This window comes from Edaphobacter dinghuensis, assembly GCF_014640335.1.
Lineage (GTDB): Bacteria > Acidobacteriota > Terriglobia > Terriglobales > Acidobacteriaceae > Edaphobacter > Edaphobacter dinghuensis.
Window position 1 is genome coordinate 586,953 of the sequence record NZ_BMGT01000001.1, and the last position, 20,219, is coordinate 607,171.

At 61.3% G+C, this 20,219-nt stretch carries 18 protein-coding genes; 17 read left to right on the forward strand and 1 reads right to left on the reverse strand.

Annotation, left to right across the window (positions count from 1 at the left end):
* Positions 1-25: 25 nt before the first annotated feature.
* A complete protein-coding gene (locus tag IEW09_RS02265) occupies positions 26-733 on the reverse strand; it encodes a hypothetical protein (RefSeq protein ID WP_188552519.1) in 708 nt (235 codons plus the stop codon).
* A gap of 679 nt (positions 734-1,412) precedes the next feature.
* On the opposite strand from IEW09_RS02265, the gene IEW09_RS02270 reads away from it, so the two are divergent.
* From IEW09_RS02270 to IEW09_RS02350, 17 genes are all read left to right on the forward strand, one after another.
* Positions 1,413-1,904: a sigma factor-like helix-turn-helix DNA-binding protein gene (locus IEW09_RS02270; protein ID WP_188552520.1), complete on the forward strand. Its 492-nt coding sequence runs from the start codon at positions 1,413-1,415 to the stop codon at positions 1,902-1,904.
* Positions 1,905-2,038: 134 nt separating this feature from the next.
* The gene (locus tag IEW09_RS02275; protein ID WP_188552521.1) at positions 2,039-2,242 is read left to right on the forward strand and encodes a hypothetical protein; all 204 of its coding nucleotides are present in this window, start codon (positions 2,039-2,041) and stop codon (positions 2,240-2,242) included.
* A gap of 164 nt (positions 2,243-2,406) precedes the next feature.
* Positions 2,407-2,916, forward strand: coding sequence for a hypothetical protein (locus IEW09_RS02280; RefSeq protein WP_229739028.1), 510 nt, complete (start codon positions 2,407-2,409; stop codon positions 2,914-2,916).
* A 262-nt stretch (positions 2,917-3,178) separates the two neighbouring features.
* On the forward strand, positions 3,179-3,565 hold the full coding sequence (locus IEW09_RS02285; RefSeq protein ID WP_188552522.1) for a hypothetical protein: 387 nt from the start codon (positions 3,179-3,181) through the stop codon (positions 3,563-3,565).
* 51 nt (positions 3,566-3,616) lie between these two features.
* Complete coding sequence (locus IEW09_RS02290) at positions 3,617-4,033, forward strand: hypothetical protein (RefSeq protein WP_229739029.1); 417 nt, start codon at positions 3,617-3,619, stop codon at positions 4,031-4,033.
* Positions 4,034-4,284: 251 nt separating this feature from the next.
* Positions 4,285-5,256: a hypothetical protein gene (locus tag IEW09_RS02295; RefSeq protein ID WP_188552524.1), complete on the forward strand. Its 972-nt coding sequence runs from the start codon at positions 4,285-4,287 to the stop codon at positions 5,254-5,256.
* Between the two features lie 214 nt (positions 5,257-5,470).
* Positions 5,471-6,094 (forward strand): hypothetical protein, encoded by a 624-nt coding sequence (locus IEW09_RS02300; RefSeq protein ID WP_188552525.1) that lies wholly within the window; start codon positions 5,471-5,473, stop codon positions 6,092-6,094.
* A gap of 4 nt (positions 6,095-6,098) precedes the next feature.
* Positions 6,099-6,530 (forward strand): hypothetical protein, encoded by a 432-nt coding sequence (locus IEW09_RS02305; RefSeq protein ID WP_188552526.1) that lies wholly within the window; start codon positions 6,099-6,101, stop codon positions 6,528-6,530.
* A 146-nt stretch (positions 6,531-6,676) separates the two neighbouring features.
* Entirely contained in the window at positions 6,677-7,171 is a 495-nt protein-coding gene (locus tag IEW09_RS02310) for a hypothetical protein (RefSeq protein ID WP_188552527.1), read from the forward strand.
* On the forward strand, positions 7,168-8,139 hold the full coding sequence (locus IEW09_RS02315; protein WP_229739030.1) for a hypothetical protein: 972 nt from the start codon (positions 7,168-7,170) through the stop codon (positions 8,137-8,139). Before IEW09_RS02310 ends, IEW09_RS02315 begins: the two co-directional genes overlap by 4 nt.
* Positions 8,140-8,179: 40 nt before the next feature.
* Positions 8,180-12,694 (forward strand): hypothetical protein, encoded by a 4,515-nt coding sequence (locus tag IEW09_RS02320; protein ID WP_188552528.1) that lies wholly within the window; start codon positions 8,180-8,182, stop codon positions 12,692-12,694.
* Between the two features lie 96 nt (positions 12,695-12,790).
* Positions 12,791-14,278, forward strand: a complete 1,488-nt coding sequence (locus IEW09_RS02325; RefSeq protein WP_188552529.1) for a phage terminase large subunit family protein — start codon at positions 12,791-12,793, stop codon at positions 14,276-14,278.
* A gap of 235 nt (positions 14,279-14,513) precedes the next feature.
* The gene (locus IEW09_RS02330) at positions 14,514-15,377 is read left to right on the forward strand and encodes a HipA family kinase (RefSeq protein ID WP_188552530.1); all 864 of its coding nucleotides are present in this window, start codon (positions 14,514-14,516) and stop codon (positions 15,375-15,377) included.
* 11 nt (positions 15,378-15,388) lie between these two features.
* Positions 15,389-16,243, forward strand: a complete 855-nt coding sequence (locus tag IEW09_RS02335) for a DUF3037 domain-containing protein (protein ID WP_188552531.1) — start codon at positions 15,389-15,391, stop codon at positions 16,241-16,243.
* A gap of 103 nt (positions 16,244-16,346) precedes the next feature.
* Positions 16,347-17,609, forward strand: a complete 1,263-nt coding sequence (locus tag IEW09_RS02340; protein ID WP_188552532.1) for a phage portal protein — start codon at positions 16,347-16,349, stop codon at positions 17,607-17,609.
* Positions 17,606-19,924, forward strand: coding sequence for a hypothetical protein (locus IEW09_RS02345; protein WP_188552533.1), 2,319 nt, complete (start codon positions 17,606-17,608; stop codon positions 19,922-19,924). The genes IEW09_RS02340 and IEW09_RS02345 overlap by 4 nt, the downstream gene beginning before the upstream one ends.
* Positions 19,925-19,936: 12 nt before the next feature.
* On the forward strand, positions 19,937-20,152 hold the full coding sequence (locus IEW09_RS02350; protein ID WP_188552534.1) for a hypothetical protein: 216 nt from the start codon (positions 19,937-19,939) through the stop codon (positions 20,150-20,152).
* Positions 20,153-20,219 lie beyond the last annotated feature (67 nt).

Here is a 20,219-nt window from a genome sequence, read left to right on the forward strand (position 1 = left end):
TATTTAGCCTTTGCCTTCGCCTCCCTCACAACTCCGAAAACACCAGACAAACCCGCCCCACCAGATAATCCGCAGGCGACTCATGCGAGGCCATCCGAATCAGCTGCACCGAAAAATCCCGCGAATAAGGCCGCAGAATCAGATGCCCCTCATCGAAGTCCACATAGCGCAGCAGCAGCGCCGCGCCGCACCGCACCGCATACAGCGTCGGCTGCTGCGCCCGATACGGTGCCAGCGAATTGTAGTGGCGGTCCAGCACCGCAATCGCCCCCGGAGCCAGCAGCGGATACATCGCCGCCGCCTGCTGCGCGTCCGCCCGGACCGCCACAAACCGCTGCCAGTGCGCGTACCGCGTCGATGGCCGCGCACGATTGTCATGCAGCCGCGACGCCGACACCTGCACCGTCTCGATCACCGCCGCCTCCGCCACCCGCGCATCGTCCATCGCCACCGAACACGACACCACCGGAACCGTCTCCGTCGGCTCCGTCATCTGCGGCACAGCCGCTGCGGCAATCTCCAGCGGAAGGATCTGGTCGACGGTCAGATTCTGCGACGCCAGCACCCGGTCTAACCCCTCCAGCGAGAGCGCTCGCTTGCGGTTAAGAAAATTCGAAATATGTGCCTGTTGAAAACCTGCCTGCTGCGCCAGCCTGCTTCCCGTCAACGAGCCGCGCTCGATCCGGCGCACCAGCTCGGCGCGAAGAAGTTCGTGTAAGTCTTGGAAATTCATAGAACCAACTGCTCCTTCGCTCAAATTCATATCTTTTAGCATGACGAAGATTAGGCGAAAACTTCGTTTTGTGCAATAGGGTTTGATGCATAAAACCCGGCTTTAAGGCGATTTACGCGTTTGCAAAAGTTGAGGAAAAATGCAGTTGACAGGAAATTTGTCTAAAGCTATAACCTTGAAACTTTCCATTTGAAGGAACCACGGCAGAATCTGACCGGAGTTCGCGCTAACGGACGCCGAAGGGATCTCTGCCACAGGGCCCGCCTGTGGAGATTGGCAAGGTAACTCTGATTTTTTTTTCAAAGGTACGACTGCACCGAGCAACGACAGATAAGCGTTCAACCTGATTTGACGGGACCGCAGAGCCCCGCGGATACAGCAGAGACGCTTCATAGCAACCTGAACGAGCCCCCTTCGACCGTTGAAAAATAGCGAGGCTCGTCAGGGGAGAACTACGCCTTGAAAGGAAAGAAATGAAGGACTTGCGCTTGGTTCTAAAGGTATGTGAAGGGTGCGGGGCCCTGTGGCTCCGTATGCAGGCGGCAGACGATGTCTATTGCCGCAGATGTACCCAGCATCTGGCCCACTTCCCGGCTCCCCGGGGAAGACACGCAGGTGGACGGAAGCCGCGGCTCGCGCGCGCTTCTCGCTGCTCCGCAAACACGAACGGAGGTCAACGATGAGCGCTGCCCTGGTTCTGCCGATCGTCTGGGCTACGGCCCCCATCGAAAAAGCAGTTCAGCCCAAACCGGCTCGCGCTGCCTCGCTCGACCTCTATCGCAAGTACACGGAGGCGCTGCTGCGACGATACTCGCAGATGGCGATGGAGACGGGCAGGGTGCCGTCTCTGTTAGGCAGGGAGCTCTTCCGCGGCAAGGTGACCAACTACGTCGTCCGCGGCTTCGACGACGTAGTCATCTTCGTCCACGACGTGGAGCAGTGTCTCAATGAGTTGGAGAGCAACCCTCTCCAGCTCATCGAGCGCATCGCATTGCAGGAGTACACGCTGGAGGAGACGGCCGCCATGCTCGGCCTCCCCGTCTGGACCGTAAGCCGGCAATACGGCCACGCACTCGATCAGGTCACCGAGATGTTCCTGACTCGCGGAATGCTCGAACGCCTGATTTGCTGTCAAGAGCCGAAGACCGTGGATATCTCGCTATACCACTGATTCAACGGAAGAAAAAAATTGTCGTGAAACTGCAAAAGAGTTTCGGTGCGATTGCTATTCTTGAAAGGTAACTAAGAACTGAAACGGGAGAGCGCCTTCGGGCTGCTCTCCCGTTTTGTTTTAAGGGGGGACCAATGGAAAGAAAGCGCATCAAGGGCCGTTTCGCGCCCGAAGACAAGGGTGGAGTCGTCAAGAGAAACATCGCCGCACCCGCGGCTAACCCGCAAGCCCCAACCGGCCGCGCACGCTCGCTGGTCGGGCAGTTGCTCGACAAGTGGAAGCGTTCGCGCAGCGGAGGCAACAACCTCAACGCAGCCTCGACGCAGGCCGCCGACTGAAACCGCATAACGGCATCAACAAACAGACGCGGAACACACAGCCGTTTCGAGGAGGTGGCATGGAAGAAGATTTGCAAATGCGTCGCCGACGGGCCGGGTTAACTTGCAGGCCCGGCTTAGCGTCAGGATTGGCACAGCCTTCAAGGGCAATGGAGCTGCGCGCGATGGCGGTCGAGTTTCCCGTAGTGCATGGACATCCGAACCGCCTGCCGTTTGAAGGCGTTCTGACCCTGGTCGATGTGCCCAGCGACAAGGCACCCAGCGGCGCGCGCGGACATCGTGTGGTGTTGACGCGGGCCGCCGCCGAGGCCGCCCTCCCCAGCCTGCTGGGCATGGCGGTCGACTACAAGGCCGGATGGGACGGCCACGACGCGCGGCAGAAGTGCGGCATCATCACCGCCGCCGAGGTCGACGGCAAACGCCTGACGGTCTCCGGTTATCTCTTCGCACGAGACTTTCCTGAGATGGAGTCGAAGATCCAGGCCGAAGGTGCCATGGGCATGAGCTACGAGCTGGCAGACGCGCACGTCGCCGACATGCAGGCATCCATCTGGACGCTCACCCGCGCCACCTTCACCGGAGCGGCGATTCTACTGCGGGACAAGGCTGCCTACCGAAGCACAAGCTTTCGGTTAAAGCAGCCAATAGCGCGGCGAGCCGCATTGGCTCGTTAGCAAGGGGGCTGGATCCGGAGAGGCAACCACCTCTCCGGATTTGTGGCAATCGCAAAAAAGCATCTCGACCGGAAGCAGCACAAAGACGGGTGCCCCATGTCCCGCTTCTGGGACATGGGTTGAACCACCACAAAGTCACGTCATCTCGACCGGAGCAGCGGACAGCTTTATCGTCCGTTGCGCAGTGGAGAGACCCCTGTATTTCGCCGTTGCCGTTGCCACAAAAATCACTGCTGCAATTTCCAAATAAGAAGGAGACACAATGAGTTTTCTGAACGTGCTGGAAGAAGTTGGAAAAGATTTTGAGAAGGGCCTCAAGTGGGCGGTAGAGTACGCCGTCCCGGTAGAGAAGCTCGTGGGTCTGCTGTTCCCGCAGGCCGCTCCCGCGATCAACGCCGTGGCCGACGCCACCTCGCTGATCCAGGGCGCAGTCCTTCTGGTCGAACAGAAGTACGCCGCCAGCGGCGCGCAAAGCGGCACCGGCCCGCAGAAGCTGGCCGAGGTCATGCTGCTCGCCGGCTCTGCTGTCAACACGCTGTTGCAGCAGGCCGGCATTCTGGCCGACAACAGCTACATCGAAAGCCTGGTCTCGGCCGTCGTCGGCATCCTCAAGGTGCAGGCCATGCCCGCAACCAAAGCCGCCGCCTAGCCGACCGCCACCACGAACAAATTGGAGAAGAGAAAGAGGGAGAGCATGGAGATGGAACTTAAAGATGAGTTAGGAATCACCGTCGAGCGTCTCGCCGCAGCAGCAGGCTTGCTCGAGCAGGCAGTCGAGCGGCTGGCACAACGCCAGAGCGACTCCGAAGAGTCAATCGGGCGCATCGGACACATCGTAGCCACCGTCGAGGCACGGCGCGAAACCGAGCTCGAACAAAAGCTCGCCGTCGCCGAGGCCGAGATCGCCGAGCTGCGCGCCGCTGCCGCATCTGTATCGCACACGGTTACAAACGGACGCAAGACCCTTCCCGTGCAGATGGCAAACCTGCTCGCCAAGCAGGGCGTCACCGTCGATTCGATGGAAGCCGGTGCGCTCGATGCCGCGCTCGTCAGCCTCAGCGTCGAACAGCGTATCGCCGTAAAGTCCCAGTTAATGCGCGCCGGGATGCTCGGCTAGAGCATTTTCCTGTTCGATGAGGGCACTGGAATACGCCATCTCGACAACGCCGGGTGCCCCATGTCCCGCTTTTGGGACATAGGTTGAACCACCACAAAAGCACGTCATCTCGACCGGAGCAGCGGACAGCCTTATCGTCCGTTGCGTAGTGGAGAGACCCCTGTATTTGTTGTTCGCAAACAGCAGACAGACATTCACACAAGAGGCGCAGCTTCGGCTGCGCCTTTTTATTTCGAAAAGGAGATTTGAGAATGAACGCCAAGTTTACCGAGATTCAAGCCACCGCCGACTACATTGGACCCGGTGCAATCGAAGTTCCGATGTATCAGTCCGAGATCACCGATCTCGTCCAGCGGCGCGGCGTCTTCGGTCGCAGGATCAAGCAGGTTCCCGCAACCGGCCATCCCTCGCGATACTTCGAAGAGATCGCGATTCCCTCGCCCACTGCGGCCACGGGATTTGTCGATCCCCGCAACATCGTTGCCCCGCTCGTCACGCCGACCCGTGCCGAGCGCAGCGTTCCGTTGAAGGCTCTGGTCGCGCAGATCAACTACAACCTGTTCGACATCGAGCTTGGCCAGCAGCAGAGCCAGTTCGCCTATCTGCAGGCCAAGGACCTCACTGACACCGTCGATGGCGTCCTGCGCACGCACGACGTCGCCCTCTGGAACGGCAACGACACCAGCCTCAGCGCGCCCACCACGCCGCAATACTTCGGCGCGGCCGCGCAGATCGCCGCCGGCGGCAACACTGTCAACATCGGCACCACTCAGAGCATCGTCGATGGCTTCAAGTCCACCATCGCGCAGATGGTCTCGAACAGCTCCTACGGCGTGCGGCCCACGGCTATCTACGCCAACCCCGTGCTGCTCGACCTGATCGACCGCGAGATGAAGGCCGAGTTCAACGTCGTGCTCGAGACCAAGGAGATCGCAGCCGGTCTCTCGGTCAAGACGCTCTCCACGCAGGCAGGCGACATTCCTCTCATCCCAGAGTGGACGCTCAGCTACACCGGCACTCCCGGCTCGGGAACCGCCGTTCTGCCCGCCTACATCGTCACCGAAGACCTCATCGAGTACCACTGGCTCAGCGATCCCAACCCGCGCATCTTCCAGCTCGGCGTACCCGGCTCGCTCGCCTCGCAGTACGTCGTCGTCAAGTTCGGCGGCCTCGTGGTCAAGGGCGCAAACTACGCGCACTACCAGGTGCTCGTCGACCGCTAAAACAAAAGCGGCATGGCACAAATACACGTCATCCCAGCCAAACTCTAACCGAAATGACCTGCCACAAAAGCACGTCATCTCGACCGGAGCGAAGCGCAGTGGAGAGACCCCTGTATTTGTGCCGCTCACACACCACAAACGATGGGATCAAACACCAACAACAGGGACCGGCAATTTGTGCCGGTTCCTGTTTCTTTTTCAAAGAGAGGTGATTATGGGTTATTTGTTGCCGGCAGAGTACGTGCAATACGGCTTGACGGCGGAGACAACGGACGACTGGATCATGATGGCCTCGGCGCTGATGGAGTCCTACTGCCAGCGCCCCAGCCTGCTGGTGACGCAGTACGTCGAACGCATGCGGCTGACCGCAGGCTCGCAGACCGTGCGCCTTAGCTATCGTCCGCTCGCGCCCGCCGCAGGCGCAACTTCGGCGCTGGTCGGCGTGCAGGTGCGCTATGGTCGGCCTCGCCGCGGCGAGCTGCCCGATCCCTATCGCGCGCAGATTGCCTGGGCCTTCAGCGTGCCGGGAAGCTGGAACGCACTCGACATCAACAGCGTGGACATCAACCAGACCACCGCGGAGCTGACGTTTCCCATGAACTTCCTGGGGCTCGACTACAACGAGGTCGAGGTGACCTACACCTCGGGCCTCACGACGATCCCCGACGCGGTCAAGATTGCCTGCGTGCAGATCGTGAAGAACGCACAGGCCACACCGGCGATGAACATCAAGTCGAACCGCATGGACACCATGCAGATCCAGTACTTCAGCTCATCGCTGATCGACCCGCAGGTACAGGCGCTGTTGCGGCCTTATCTTGCAGAGAGGCTGGGATGACATCATGGCCGATCTGTTAATAGACTCAGGCGCAACAGCACGCACCGCCGACGTGTTACTGCGTGGGACCGGCGGCCGCTCCGTTCTGCTGCGCATGCCCGCACAGGCAAGCGCAGGCGATGTAACCGAGCAGCTTGGGCTGGCCACGCCACAGTTTCAGGACGTGGAACTCGCTCCGGTCGTCTTTCGCTCGGCGCGCGCCATCGTCGTCGAGGCCAAGGCCGCTCGCTGGGAGATGCTCGTCTCGGCCACAGCGGTCGAGGCGCTCGTAGGCTCACTGGGCTACGGCGCTGCCGAATCGTTGTTCGGCGCGGCCTTCGGCGTCCTGGTCGATGGCGTGCTGATGACGGTCGAATCCACCACTGCCGCCGAGGTGCGCGGAGCGGCCTATCTCTATCGGCTGGTGCTGCGCGCCCCACTGGCGCAGGTTGTTTAGCGCAGAGCGCCAAAGGCGCGGCCTATACCAGCATGGGGCGCAGCCCCATGAGCGGTTAGAACACCGAGACAAGGGCTGAAAGCCCGGTCTACAACTCTGCCGCTACGGCCTGCCATTTTTTCTGTATCGAGAAAGGTTACAAATCAATGCAGAACGCGAAAGATACGTTTTACACGACGCTGCAGGCAAGGCTTGCAGCGCTCAATCCGGAGCGGACCATGGTGGTGCGAGGCGTGACCCGGCCCGCAGTACTCGTCGAAGAGAACGAGCTGCCTTCTGACGCTGTGCCTGTCGATACGTTTCGCCTGCGCTGGACGGCGCTGAAGGCCGACGGTAACCGTGCTCTGCCGCTCGTGACATTCACCTGCGAAATTCGCTATGCGACCGACGGCAACGCGAGCAACGGAGGCATGGATCGCGGTCGGCTGCTGGCTGCGATGGATGCCGAGCTAACCGCAGCCATCGAGATGGCTCCGCGCAGCACAGCCAAGATGAACTACGCAGTCGCGCCGCCGGTTGCTCTCGGAACCAACGTCTTCTGGGGAGACATTACCTTCACCGCGACCACAGTAAACGACGAGCGATTGGAGCGCGTAGCAACGGTAGAAGTTTTCAGCTACCAGGAAGCAGGTGAGCTATGAGCGCGCCGGTGTTGGTAAACGCCGTGGCTCCGGTGACGCGCAGGGTGCGAGCCTACTTTGCACCGGTGAATCGCGCGACAGGCACGCCTGCCGTCTTCGATGCGGCACAGTCGGGCAGCTTCGCGCTCAATGCGGCTCCCGCGCCGTGGATCGATCTGGGCTGGTGCACAGGCTTTGCGCGCAAGTCGGCAACCAAGATCGAGGCGCTGCGCACAGGCGCTCCCGCCGTGGTGCAGACACAGGTCCGGTCAGAGATCGAGGCCACCGTCTCGCTCGCATTCGAGAGCTGGGGCAAGCTGCAGATGGCGCTGGCCGCCGGCTCGCAGCAGATGAACCTGCTGGCGACTGCGAACGGCGCTATAGCTAACGGCAGCGGAGGCATCGCTGCGGCGCCGGTTCCACTCGCCGCCGGATCGACGGCCACCTCACTGAACGTGGGTGCGGCAACAGCAGGCTTCAACGTCGGCGACCTGGTCGCCGTCGATCTCGACTACACCGGCCAGGTCGGCTTTGTGGGCAGCGGCGTCAGCGGAGCATATGTCGCCTCTGCGGTCGCCGTAAACGACGACATCAATTATGTGCGGCGAGTCTCGCTCAACGTCAGTCGCGTGACTGCGATCGCGAATGGTGCGTTGCAGCTTAGCGCGGCATTGCCTGCGGGCGCTCCGGCAACGGGCATGCAGGTGAGCAGGTTGGCCGGGTTTGTCGATCGCGAGGGCGGCAGTTGGTTTCAGGAGTGGTCGGCACTGTTTGTCATGCAGGGCGAGCAGGGCGACCGCGTGATCTATCACTATCCACGATTGCAGCCGATGCAGAGCGCGGCTGAGTCCGCCGAGGTGTTAGCGGGAACGCTGGAGCAGATACGCCTTACCGGCGCGTTTCGCGCGCTTCCGGTGAAGGACGCCAACGACGGCGAGACCGTGGTCTGCTTCCGCAGCTATCTGCCTGCGGCGATGCGATCGGTTTAACGCGAAGGATAGCAACGAACAAGCGATGAGGAGGACAGGAATGAGCTGGAAGCTAAGAGGATGGCTGGTAGGAATGCTGCTGGCAATAACGACCGCATGTGCGATGGCACAAATTGCCACCACAACGGTTACAGATACGGTTTACCGCGCGGATGGAACGACTGCGACCGGCACAGTGCTGGTGAGCTGGCAGGCGTTTACCACCGCGCTGGGTCAGTCGGTGCCGAGCGGAAGCTCCTCTGCCGTGATCGCCAGCGGAGGTACCATGACGATTGCGCTGGTGCCGAACGCAGGCGCAACGCCCATGGGAAGCTATTACACGGCGGTCTATCACCTCGATGACGGAACCATGAGCCGCGAGTTCTGGGTGGTTCCGGCGAGCACGACGCCGGTGCAGGTCAGCACCATCAAGAACACGGTGCTACCCACCTCGGTGGCCATGCAGACGGTCAGCAAGGCCTATGTCGACACGGCAATTGCGACGGCGGTGGCGGGGCATCCGCTCGACGCCACCAATCCCTATGTGCTCAAGGCGGGCGATACCATGACGGGAGCGCTGCAGCTCTCGGGAGATCCCGTGACCGCGTTGCAGGCGTCCGACAAGCAGTACGTCGACACCAGCGTCGCGGGCGTCGCAGCCGGACTGGGGCAGAAGGTCTCGCTATCGCCTGCGGGATCGCAGATCGTGACCCAGCCCACCGGCACCAGCCTTGCCGTCAACCGTATGAACGGCTTGATGTACGCCAGCCAATACGTCAACGGCCTGGGCAACAACGGCATCGCCAATGCGCTCACCAGCCCGGACTGCACCACCGGCTGCGATATCAAGGTCGATCCAAGCTACAACTCCACCGAGGGCTACACGCCTTCGACCTGGAACAGCACCAACACTAACGGCACGCACGTGGAGGACCGCAGAGGCAGCGGCCTGCATGACTCCTACTTCAATCCGGTCGACGCGCTGGGCAGCGGGCTCGACGCAGGCGACGTGCTCGATGTCGAATCGACACGAAGCGCGGCCAGCGTCTTTCAGAGGTCGGGTGCGGAGGAGCCGAACTTTATGGGCATGTCGATCATCCATAAAGGGCTGGCAGGCGGATCGAACCTGTATCCGGCAACCATTGAAAGCACACCGTACTTCAAGAGCAATTACAACGCGTTCAGCATCCAGGGCACCTACAACACCATGGGCCAGCATGTGCTTGCACCCAAGCAGATCAACTGCTTCGGCGTAGGCGACTGCCTGATGGGATCGCAGTACATGTTCTCGTCGGGAGGATTTCGCGACGAGGCCGATGAGGGCGCGCATCCGATGGACCTTCAGATCCAGGAGGACACGCGGGTCTTTCAGGGCACATGCAGCTCCGGGTGTACGACAGGCTCGACAGCGGTAATGGTTGCGGCAACCTCTGCGCCGGGCACGCAGGGCGAGGGCAGGTATCTGATCGACAAGAGCCCCGCCGATATCATCACGACAGGATCGTTGACCGGCGGAACCGGAACGGTGGCTGGAACGCCGGGCGCCGCGGCCAGCTTCAGCGGAACGAACTTTCCCATCAGCGTGTTCTTCGAGACTGCGCAGGTCATCACCTCGCAGGCAAACAACGTTGCTCCGGGAACGGTGTCCGTGGCGCTGGCAACGACCGGCGTGCCTTCGGGCTTTGCGACCAACACGGCGGCAGCTCCGGCCCAGAGCGGCGTCGCCTGCGTGACCGACCAGCCGAACAGCAGCAATCCGCATAACTACGAGATGGTGAACTACACCGTCGTCGATGGAACCCATCTGCAGATGACGTTGCTGAAGGTGCACCGCGCAGGGGCAACGATTGCGATCGGCGGCCTGTGCGGCTATGGCCTCGAGCAAACAGTGGATACGGTCAACGGCATCCGCCAGGTCTTTCCGGTCATCGGCTCCTACTCACCGACAGCGCTCTACTACGCCGGTGGCCTGACCGCAATTGTAGGCGTCAGCGGACAGACCAGCGGCTTCCTCAGCGTGAATGCGACGATTGCCTCGATTGCGCGCAACAACAATGTGGTCACGGTGACGACGGCGGGAAATCTTCCGGTCGACGTCAGCGGCCTGACGCTGACCATCTCGGGCGTGGCCGATGCAAGCTACAACGGAAGCTACGTCGTAACAACGACTGCCGCCAATACGTTGACCTACGCGAACACCGGCGCTAACAGCACAAGCACCGGAGGCACCGTCGCCACGTTGACGGGCGGCTACGCGCTTTACCCGATGGCCGAGGTTCTGAGCACGTTCGACACGGCGACCAAAACCATCGATGGCGAGCTGACGCTGGCTCCGAACACCGTGCCATGGGCGGCAAACGATCCCGTCGAAGAGCCGCACTACTATCAGCAAAAGGTCTCGGGCGACATGATGTACATCGGCCAGACGACGCCACGGCCATCGCTCACGCAGACGGCGGGAATTACATTTTCCGGCAGCGCGGGGCCTGGGCTCTCGGGCTGGTATATCGACAACGCTGTTCCCGGCTCAAACTACCTGGGCAACGGCGGAACGCACACCGCGCCTTATGCGGCCTATATGTCCTCGGGCGTGTGGCAGACGGCGATGGATGCACAGGCGGGCGAGCGCAGCGTCTTTGCGATCCACTGCAACTCGCACGGCTGCGGAAAGTGGAACTCAGCTTATGACCTGTTCGAGCTGGACAGCCAGACAAGTGTGGACACGATCAACTTTCAGCCGACCACCAGCACGCTGACCTTGAAACTGCGCGGAACCGCCTACGGATTTACGCCGCAGGCATTTACGGCAGGGACCATCAACGCAACCACGATCAACGCAACCACGTTGAACGGAGCGATCAGCGCAACGCAGTTGCCGGTCTTCGGCGGCTCCGGCAGCAGCCACGCACCCGGCGCAGTGCCCGATCCCGGCGCAACCGCAGGCACGACGCGCTATCTGCGCGAAGACGGAACCTGGGCCACGGTGAGCGGAACCAGCATCGGCTCGGCGGGGCAGCTCTCGACCAATCTGCTGGCGCGTTATGCGCTGACCGATGGCAGCGGCGCGCCACAGGACACAAGCGGCAACAGCAACAACGCCACGTTGCCCGGCGGCACGGCGAACCCGACATGGACCGCGCAAGGCATCGCCTGCAACGGGACGAGCCAATACTTCGGCGCAACCGGCACAAAGTCTGCACGAACCTTTGTCTGGTCATCGACGCTGACTCCGCAGTTGAACGCGGCCAGCCCGGCTGGAGCGCAGTTTGTCACACCGTTCGGTGTACCGAACCTGAGTGTCGTCTTCGGCGGCAGCAATTACTATGGCAGCCATCCGGCTGTTGGCAGCGCAGGAACCTACGCTGACCAATCGAACGACACCCTACAGGGCACACACACCTTTGCCCTGACGCTGGGGACCAACAGCACCACCGATCCCAACGTGTTCTACATTGACGGAGCACCAACAACGTATATCTCCAACCGCTCGGCGTCCGCGGGTCTTGCTACGGCGGACTTCCAAGTGTGCGGAATGAACAGCGGCTATCCAACTTACTTTGGAGGAAACTTCTATTACTTCGAAGCGTTCTCCGACGAGAAGACACCGGCGCAGATACAGCAGGAGACCGCTGCGGTAACGCAGATCGTCAAGAGCCGCGGCGTCGCTTACAACACTGTTCCCAGCCCTACGATCAAGGACCTCTACATCTCCGTTGGCGATTCGTTGACCAACGGCGAAGGTGTGACTCCTTCGAGCCAGTTCATTACGCCGACGGACACGTTCGATGTAGTGAACTATGGGCTGGGCAACTCCGACACCGATGACCTGTTCGAGCTGTTCGATGCGCGGGAGGCTCCGCTCTATCGGCACAACGCGGGCAGGAACGTCATTCGGCTGTGGGCAGGAACGAACGACCTGAGCACGCATGGACGAACCGCACAACAGGCACTCGACGGCATTCGCTCATATTGCAGAAAGGCGAAGGCGGTCGGTTTCCAGACGATCGTGTCGGACATGATCAGCCGCGTCAATCATGACCCCGACATGCTTAACCTCGATGCGCTGATGACGACACAGGATACGGGATGCGATCTTGTGCTCGACCTAGCCTCGGACACGCGGCTGGGAGCAGTAGGAGCATACGGAAACTCCACCTACTATCAGGCGGATCAGACCCACCTGACGCAGACGGCGCAACAGAACATCGTCGCTCCGGCGGAGACGCGGGCCATCAACCTGCTCACCGCACTCAAGGCGCAGACGACCAGCCCTACGGTGACGGCTGCGACCTACACCTCGGTCGACTCCGATCTGTATCTACCGGTCAATCCGGCGACGCAGAACGTCGCGGTCACGCTGCCGGACTGCAGCTACTTCACCGGCATCAACCGCTCGATCAAGAACGTTCAAATGAGCGGAGCGAACACGGTGACGGTGGCTCCGGCAGCGGGTGAGCTGATCGATGGGTCGTCGATGCCGATTACGATCGCCAACGGAGCCACGCTGGTGCTGCGCTCGGTGGTGTTGAACCGCACCACGGCAGGATGCAGTTGGTTGAAGGTGAGCAACAACTAGAAGCACGTTGGATCGACACGAAGCGCGGCTTCGTCTCTGGGTTGAGGGCGAAGCCGCATTTTTTATTCAAGGGTGAAGCGATGTGGGGAAAGGCAGATGAGCGAAGAATCGTGGAGTGTAGAGGACCTGTTGGAATACGGCAGAGCAATGAATGATCAGAGTACAGCGATCTTTGATGTTGCAAAGGAGCTGTTAAAGGTGCGCGACCGCGAAGGCATCGAGCAGCCGCTGATCGCAAACAAAGTGCAGAGGCAGTTTGAAGAGAGACGCGGGCAGCGCAACATCGTGTTGAAGGCGCGGCAGATGGGCATCAGCACGTGGATCGCTGCGCGGTTTTTTCTGAAGACGATTACAGCTCGCGGTGTGATGACGGTGCAGGTGGCGCATACAAAGGAGGCGGCTGAGAGCATCTTTCGCATGGCCCAGCGTTTCTGGGAGTGTCTGCCCGAGAAGCTGCGCGAAGGGCCGCTGCGGCGCAACCGGGCAAACTCCGGACAGATGCGTTTCACCGAACTCGACAGCGAGTTTCGCGTGATCAGCGCTGGCGACACCGGCGCGGGCCGCGGACTGACCATGCAGAACCTGCATTGCAGCGAGCTGAGTCGGTGGCCCGGCAACGCGGGAGAGACACTGGCGGGGATGCGGGCGGCGCTCGCTCCAGGCGGCGAGCTGGTGATGGAGTCGACGCCAAATGGCGCCTACGGCTGCTTCTACGAGGAGTGGGGGCAGGCCATCCCCGATGACGATGGCGGCAACGGTGTAGTCCGCCACTTCTTTCCCTGGTGGATGGAAGATGCATATGTATCTTCTCCGGTTACAGATTTTACTGACGAAGAAGTTGCGATGGTAACGATGCATGGGCTGACACCGGGGCAGATCGGCTTTCGCCGCAGCCTCGAGACAAGCTATCGCGGACTGCGCGTGCAGGAGTTTGCCGAAGACGCCGAGACCTGCTTCAAGGCCACGGGCGACTGCTGCTTTGAAGTTGAAGCAGTAGAGAGGAGACTGGCCGAGTTAGGCGATCCCGTCGATGTGCAGCGCAATGGCGCTTTACAGCAATGGCTGGTGCCGCTGCCGGGCAAGAAGTATCTGGTGGCTGTGGATACGGCAGGCGGCGGAGCAGACGGCGACTTTGCTGTGGCTCAGGTGATCGATCTGGAGACGGGGATGCAGTGCGCGGAGCTGCAACAGCGGCTGCGGCCTGTGGATCTGGCAAAGCAGGCCGCGGAGCTGGCGCGGAAGTACAACAACGCGGTGATCGTGGTCGAACGCAACAACCACGGCTCGGCGTTGCTGGCCTATCTGGACACGGTGGAGCACTATGCGAACATCTACTCGCAGGCAGGTCAGCCGGGCTGGTTGACCACGTCGGTCAGTAAGCCGGAGATCATCAGCCACATGGGTGCGCTGTTGGTGGAGTCGCCGAAGCTGTTTGCCAGTCGGCGTCTGCTGGGCGAGTGCAGGACGTTCGTGGCGATGGAGGGCGGCAGGACTGGCGCGGTCAGCGGAGCGCATGACGATTGCGTGATGGCCATGGCGATTGCACAGGCGGTACGAGCGGAGATGATGGTGAAGAAGAGATAAAGATGATGTCCTGCCGGACGGGCCTCCTGCGCGGAGGGCGGTCACTTCGTGACGTGTGTACCTTGTTGTGGTGATATTGATGGCTGGGGGCCTTCCGCTGGTCGGCAACAATATTTGATCCCGACCAACGGGAGGGCCACCCGAAGGCGTATACAGGTCACGAAGTGACCGCCCTCCGCGCAGGAGGCCCGTCCGGCAGGACACGCGCTGTATTCTGTTCGAGAGGTATTACGGCTTGGCAGTTCTGGCGGTGCAGGCGATTCGAAGGATGCGGGGCGGGGCGCAGAGCCAGTTGATGCTGGGGGCCGACGGCAAGCTGTGGGTGGTGAAGTTTCAGAACAATCCGCAGCACCTGCGCGTGTTGGCGAATGAGCTGATCGCGACTCGCCTGGCCGCTGCAATTGGATTGACCGTGCCGCCGAGCGATGTAGTTGAAGTATCGGAATGGCTCGTTCAGAACGCGCTCGATATGCAGATGGAGCTGAGGCGCGGACGCGAGCGTTTTGTAGCAGGGTTGCAATTCGGTTCGCAGTTTGTCGGTGGTCTGATGCCGGGGCAGGTGGTGGACTATCTGCCCGAGCAGCAGTTGGACGAGGTGAAAAATATCGCGGAGTTTGCCGGCATGTTGTGCATCGATAAGTGGACCGGCAACTGCAACGGGCGGCAGGCAGTGTTTGAACGCAAGCCGCGCGAGCGCAGATATCGCGCCACATTTATTGATCAGGGCTTCTGCTTCAACGCGGGCGAATGGACATTTCCTGACCTGCCGCTACGCGGCGTCTATCAGCGCAACAACGTATATGCGCGGGTGACGGGATGGAAGAGTTTTGAGCCGTGGCTGAGCCGCATCGAGAACATGGACGCAGGCGTGCTGTGGGAGATCGCAGAGGCGGTTCCGCCGGAGTGGTATGGCGGCGATACTGCGGTGATCGAACGCCTGATGGAGCAGATGCTCACGCGGCGGTCGCGGGTGCGTGAGTTGATCGCGTTGTTTCGTGATTCAGATCGAGACCCGTTCCCAATGTGGGATACGGGAAAGAGAATTGTGGTGCCGACACAGTTTGCTGCGGCGGGTGTAGCGAGTAAGTTTGTGATGTAGGGGAGGCTGTTTTGAAGGAACGTTTGCCGTGCGAGTTCTTCCTGGTTCGGTATGTGCCGGATGTGGTGAAGGGCGAGTTTACCAACATCGGTGTTCTGCTGCGCGAGGCGGGCAACGCTGCCGACGGCGCAAAGACCGAGAACGCGGTGGTGCGTTTTACGCGGGACTGGAGCCGGGTTCGGTGCATGGATGCGGACGCCGACATTGGTTTACTGGAGTCGCTCGAAGGCGAGATTGCTGAGCGGCTGCGGATGAGCGCGACCGATCCGAAGCCGGTGCTGGCACTGTTGCAGGACACGCTGTCTAACTCCGTGCAGATCTCGGAGGCGCGGGCCTCGCTGGCCGAGAGTATTCCGGCGGAGTTGGAGCAGTTGATGCGCATGTATGTCGAGCCGCTGAAGGTGAAGCTGGCGCGACAGAGAAGTGGGCGTGCCGTCATCGCAGGCGCGATGCGCAGCGAGTTTGAGCAGGCGGGCGTGTGGGGCATGATGCGCAAGCGGATTGCGGCTTCGCTGTACACGCGAGCGGGCGATCCGATGAAGATCGACTGCGGTTACAGGGCAGATGGAGCGGATGGAATGATCCGAATGTTCCAGGCCGTGTCGCTTGAGGGTGATGTGGAGGCAGCGAAGGGTTTGGCTTATTCTGCTCCGCGACTGCGCGAGGGCGTGCTGCGCGTGGAGAGTGCGCGGCTGGAGTTGACGGCGGTGGTGGAGTCGCCGCGGGCTGTCTCTGATGCAGAAGATGAGGCGATGGAGCGGTATCGGTTTGGCGTCGATGCGATGGAACAGCAGGAGATTCAAGTGGTGACGATCGCAGACCTCGCGCGTGTGGCGGAGATGGCTCGGGCGGAGTTGAGAGTTTAGAAGTTAGTTGATTTTGTAGACAAGCGCAGATTTTGATTTTGAGGCATGGCCCGTGGGCTGTGCCTTTTTCTTTTTAACGCAGACGAAAAGAGAGAGGTGAGGCATGGGAGTTCGTTCGATGGTGAAGGATGTGTGGGAGAAGGTGACGGGCGTTGAAGCAGCAGCGGATGCGGCGGTGGGAGAGCGCAAGACGACGATGCTGCCTTCGATATTGAGCCCGTACAACGTGGTTGGCCGCAACGCGCAGAACGCGCTGCCCAAGCCGACTCCGGCGAACCTGCGCAAGTTTGCGGAGACGCCGGTGGTGCGGCGGGCCATCAACGTGGTGAAGGACAAGATCGCCAGCATGGACTGGCAGGTGCGCGTGCGTCGCGGCTACGACGCTACCGAAGTTGCCGATGCGACGGCGCGGATGAATGCGCTGCGGCTGTGTCTCGAAGAGCCGAATGCTGCGGACAGCTTTCGTGTGTTGTGGGAGCAGGTGCTCGAAGACCTGATCGTCGGCGGCTTTGGCGCGGTGGAGATGGAGGCGACCGGCGATGCGGCGCGGCCGTTTCATCTTTGGGCGGTCGATGGCGCGACGATTCAGATCGACAGCAGGTGGGATGGCGATCCGGCGAAGCCGCGCTATGCGCAGGCTACTGGCCAGTCTATGGGACAGATGGGGCGCGAGAGTTTGATTCCGCTGCTCGACGATGAGCTGATGTATCTGCGGCTCAATCCACGCACGCATACGCCGTTTGGGCTGGGGCGGCTGGAGGTTGCGTTCGAGACGGTGAACCAGTTTTTGAGCGCGAACCGTTATGCGGGGCGACTGGCTTCGAACTCCGTGGTGCAGTATGCGCTGTGGCTGAACGAGGCGACGCCCGAGCAGCATGACCGCCTGATTCGCTGGTGGCAGGATGAGATTGAAGGCACGGGTCGCGTGCCGTTGTTGAGCTGCGAGCAGAAGCCCGAGGTGCTGCGCTTCGCCGGCGGCACCGATGCCGATCTGCGGCTGGCGTGGCAGGAGATGCTGATTCGCCTGATTGCGAATGCGTTTGAGCTGCCGCCGATGCTGCTTGGATTGCAGAGCGATGTGAACCGCTCGACCGCGGGCGAGATGGCCGACGAGGCGTTTCAGAGCGCGATTGTGCCTGTGGCTAAGTTGTTGGCCGAGCACATCACGCGCGATCTGTTTGCGAAGAAGCTGGGATGGCGCGAGTTCGAGTTCTGCTTCAACGATCTGGAGAGCAGGGACGAGACGGAAGAGGTGCAGATACAGACGACGCTGCTGAAGGCGGGCGTGCTGACGATCGACGAAGTGCGGCAGATGCGCGGGCTGGCTCCGCTGACAGCGACTGTGACGCAGGAGGAGGCGCAGTGAAGATCACGATCGACAACCTGGATGGCGCGGGCGCGGTGGACTACAGCAATGCTGTAGCCGCCGACGGCGCGCTGAAGATTGAGCGCACGTTGAATGCTCCTTCGGTGTGCGGCGGGATGTTGGATATCAGCGCAAGCACGCTGGCTGTGCCTGCGCGGCGCGGGCGTGTGGTGGTGACGTCGGATGCGGGAACGGTTTTGTTTACGGGTTATGTTGCGACCGAGCCGGAGCGCGTCTACGCAGGCGTGGCCACGACCGGCGCGGTGTATCGCTATGCGTTCAGCGCGGTGAGCGATGAGTGGCTGCTGGACAAACAGTCGGCGGTGCTGAGCGGAGCCGGGTATGCGCAGCCTGGCGGTACGTTGCTGACGACGCTGACGAATCGCGTAGATGGAGCGTTGTTCACAACGACAGGCGTTCAGAGCGGCCGCAACGTTGGCGTGTTTGAGCCGGCGCAGGCGGCGACGTGGTCTGAGAATGCGGGCTCGCTTGCCAGCGCTACCTATGCGGCGTATCGCGTGGTGAATGGTGCGGTCTCGATGCAACCCGCGGGTGCGGTGACACACGCGTTGAGCGATGGCGACGGCACGTTGCAGATCGCCGCGTTGAAGACAACCTCGGTGAAAGAGCTGGCCAACGACGTGACGCTGAGCGGCGAGATGGAGCCTGCGGCTTATATCAGCGAGACGTTTGCGGGGGACGGAACGACGACGGTGTTTCAACTTTCGCAGACGCCGTTTCGACCGAAGAAGACAGCCAACTCTTCGAACCTGTTGACGGACAGCTTCAACGAAGGCGCGTTCAATACGCGAGTGTGGCAGGTGACCGATCCGGGGGCGCACCTTGGCTTCGGCGCGGCGGGGCTGTCGCTGATGGGCGGCAACGGCTTCGATGGGCAGACGACGTTGACCGCGATTGACGCTGTGGAGCTGGGCGGGACGCTGGTGATCGAGGCGGGCAGTCTGCAACTGACGGCTGGCAGCACCGGCATCGTGTGCGGGTTGTACTCGGGCACTGTCGAAAGCGCGAACTGCTTTGCGGGATACAACGTGCGTCAGAGCGGTGGCGCGACGCTGACGGTTCCGTTTGTGAATGGAGCGGAGGTTGGAACGCCGCTGACTCTGTTGAGCGGCCACACGTATACGCTTCGCATACGGCTACATTGTGTCGAGGCGCAGCGCGTGATGCAGAGCTTCTACGCGATGGTCGATGGCGTGGTGCAGAGCTTCGGCGGTGGCTCAGTGGCAGCACCGATGAGTATTGTGTTTGAGGCGCAGGATCTGGGTGCGGCCTCGAATACACCGGCGACGATACTGTATGACGGCGCGGTGGCGAGCTCGGCGGGGAGCTGCAGCTTTGTCGCGGTGAATAGCGTGCAGTTGTTTGGGTCGATGGGTTACTGCCGGTTGACGCAGACGGGCTCGGCCTGGGTGGTGAGCACGCTGGCTAATGGAACGAAGTTTACCCGGCTGATCGGCAAGGCGGGTGAGGGCGTTGACTGTACGGTATCTGCTACCGGAAAGGTTACATTTTTGGCGGGGCGTGTTCCTGTGACTGGAGAACTTGTAACTGTTCTGTATCGCGGCGAGCAGCGGGCGGTGGCTCGGCTGGAGAACGCGGCGAGTGTGGCCGCCGAGGCAGCGGGCAACATGCCGGGGACGGCGCAGTGGCTGGGCAAGGCGGTCTCGCCTGCGGCGCGCAGCTCTGCAGATTGCGAAAATGCGGCGCTGGCTGTGCTCAGTTTTTCGACCAGCAGGGCTGCGGCGGTGTCGGGGACTTACATCGCGGTGAATCCTGCAGACGTTTGGCCGGGAGATGTGCTGGCGATCACGAGTGGGGGCACGACCATGAGCGTGATTGCGCGGCGCGTGGAGATCGTCGATGGCGCAGCGTGGCCTGAAGTGATGACCTATCGCATCGCGTTTGCGAATGACTGGGCCGAGGGGCTGGGAGTGAAGCTGTCGGAGGCGATTGCTGCCGATGCCTTTTTGCCGCAGACGGCGCTTACCGCTGCTGGCAACGTACTTCAGAATCTGCAGCAGTTGCAGGTGGTGAGTGCGACGGGAACGGCGCTTCAGATTGACGCTGGCGTGGCTGCGCCTGCGGGTGGTGGCTTCGAGGTGCGGCGGCGCGACTGGGATTTTGGTCCGAGTGTGGACCAGGATTTGGTGCTGCGCAGTCCGGTGCGGAATTTTTCGATTCCGCGTGAGGCGCAAATCGAGCGGTACTACGTGCGGATGTACGACGGCTCGACGCCGCCAGTGTATTCGCGTTTTTCGAGTGCGGTGTTTACGGATCTGCCGGTCGGATCATAAAGGGGGTGGGTGATGACGGAGTTTGAAGCACAGGTTTTGGCTGACCTTAGCGTTTTGAAGAGTCAGATGCAGCAGGTCATGGGGATCGGTCAGCCGGGGAGGCTGACGCAACTGGAGGAGCGTGTGGAGCGGCACGAGCGCAGCGTGCAGCGGATGCGGGGGTTGTTTACGGCTGCGGGTGGGCTGGTGACGGTCGCGCAGGTTGTGGTGGATTATTTTCGCCGCTGAGGGAGATGTGCTGCGGCCGGGAGAACGCGCTTTTGCGGGGTAAAGCGTGGCAAAACGTATAATCGAG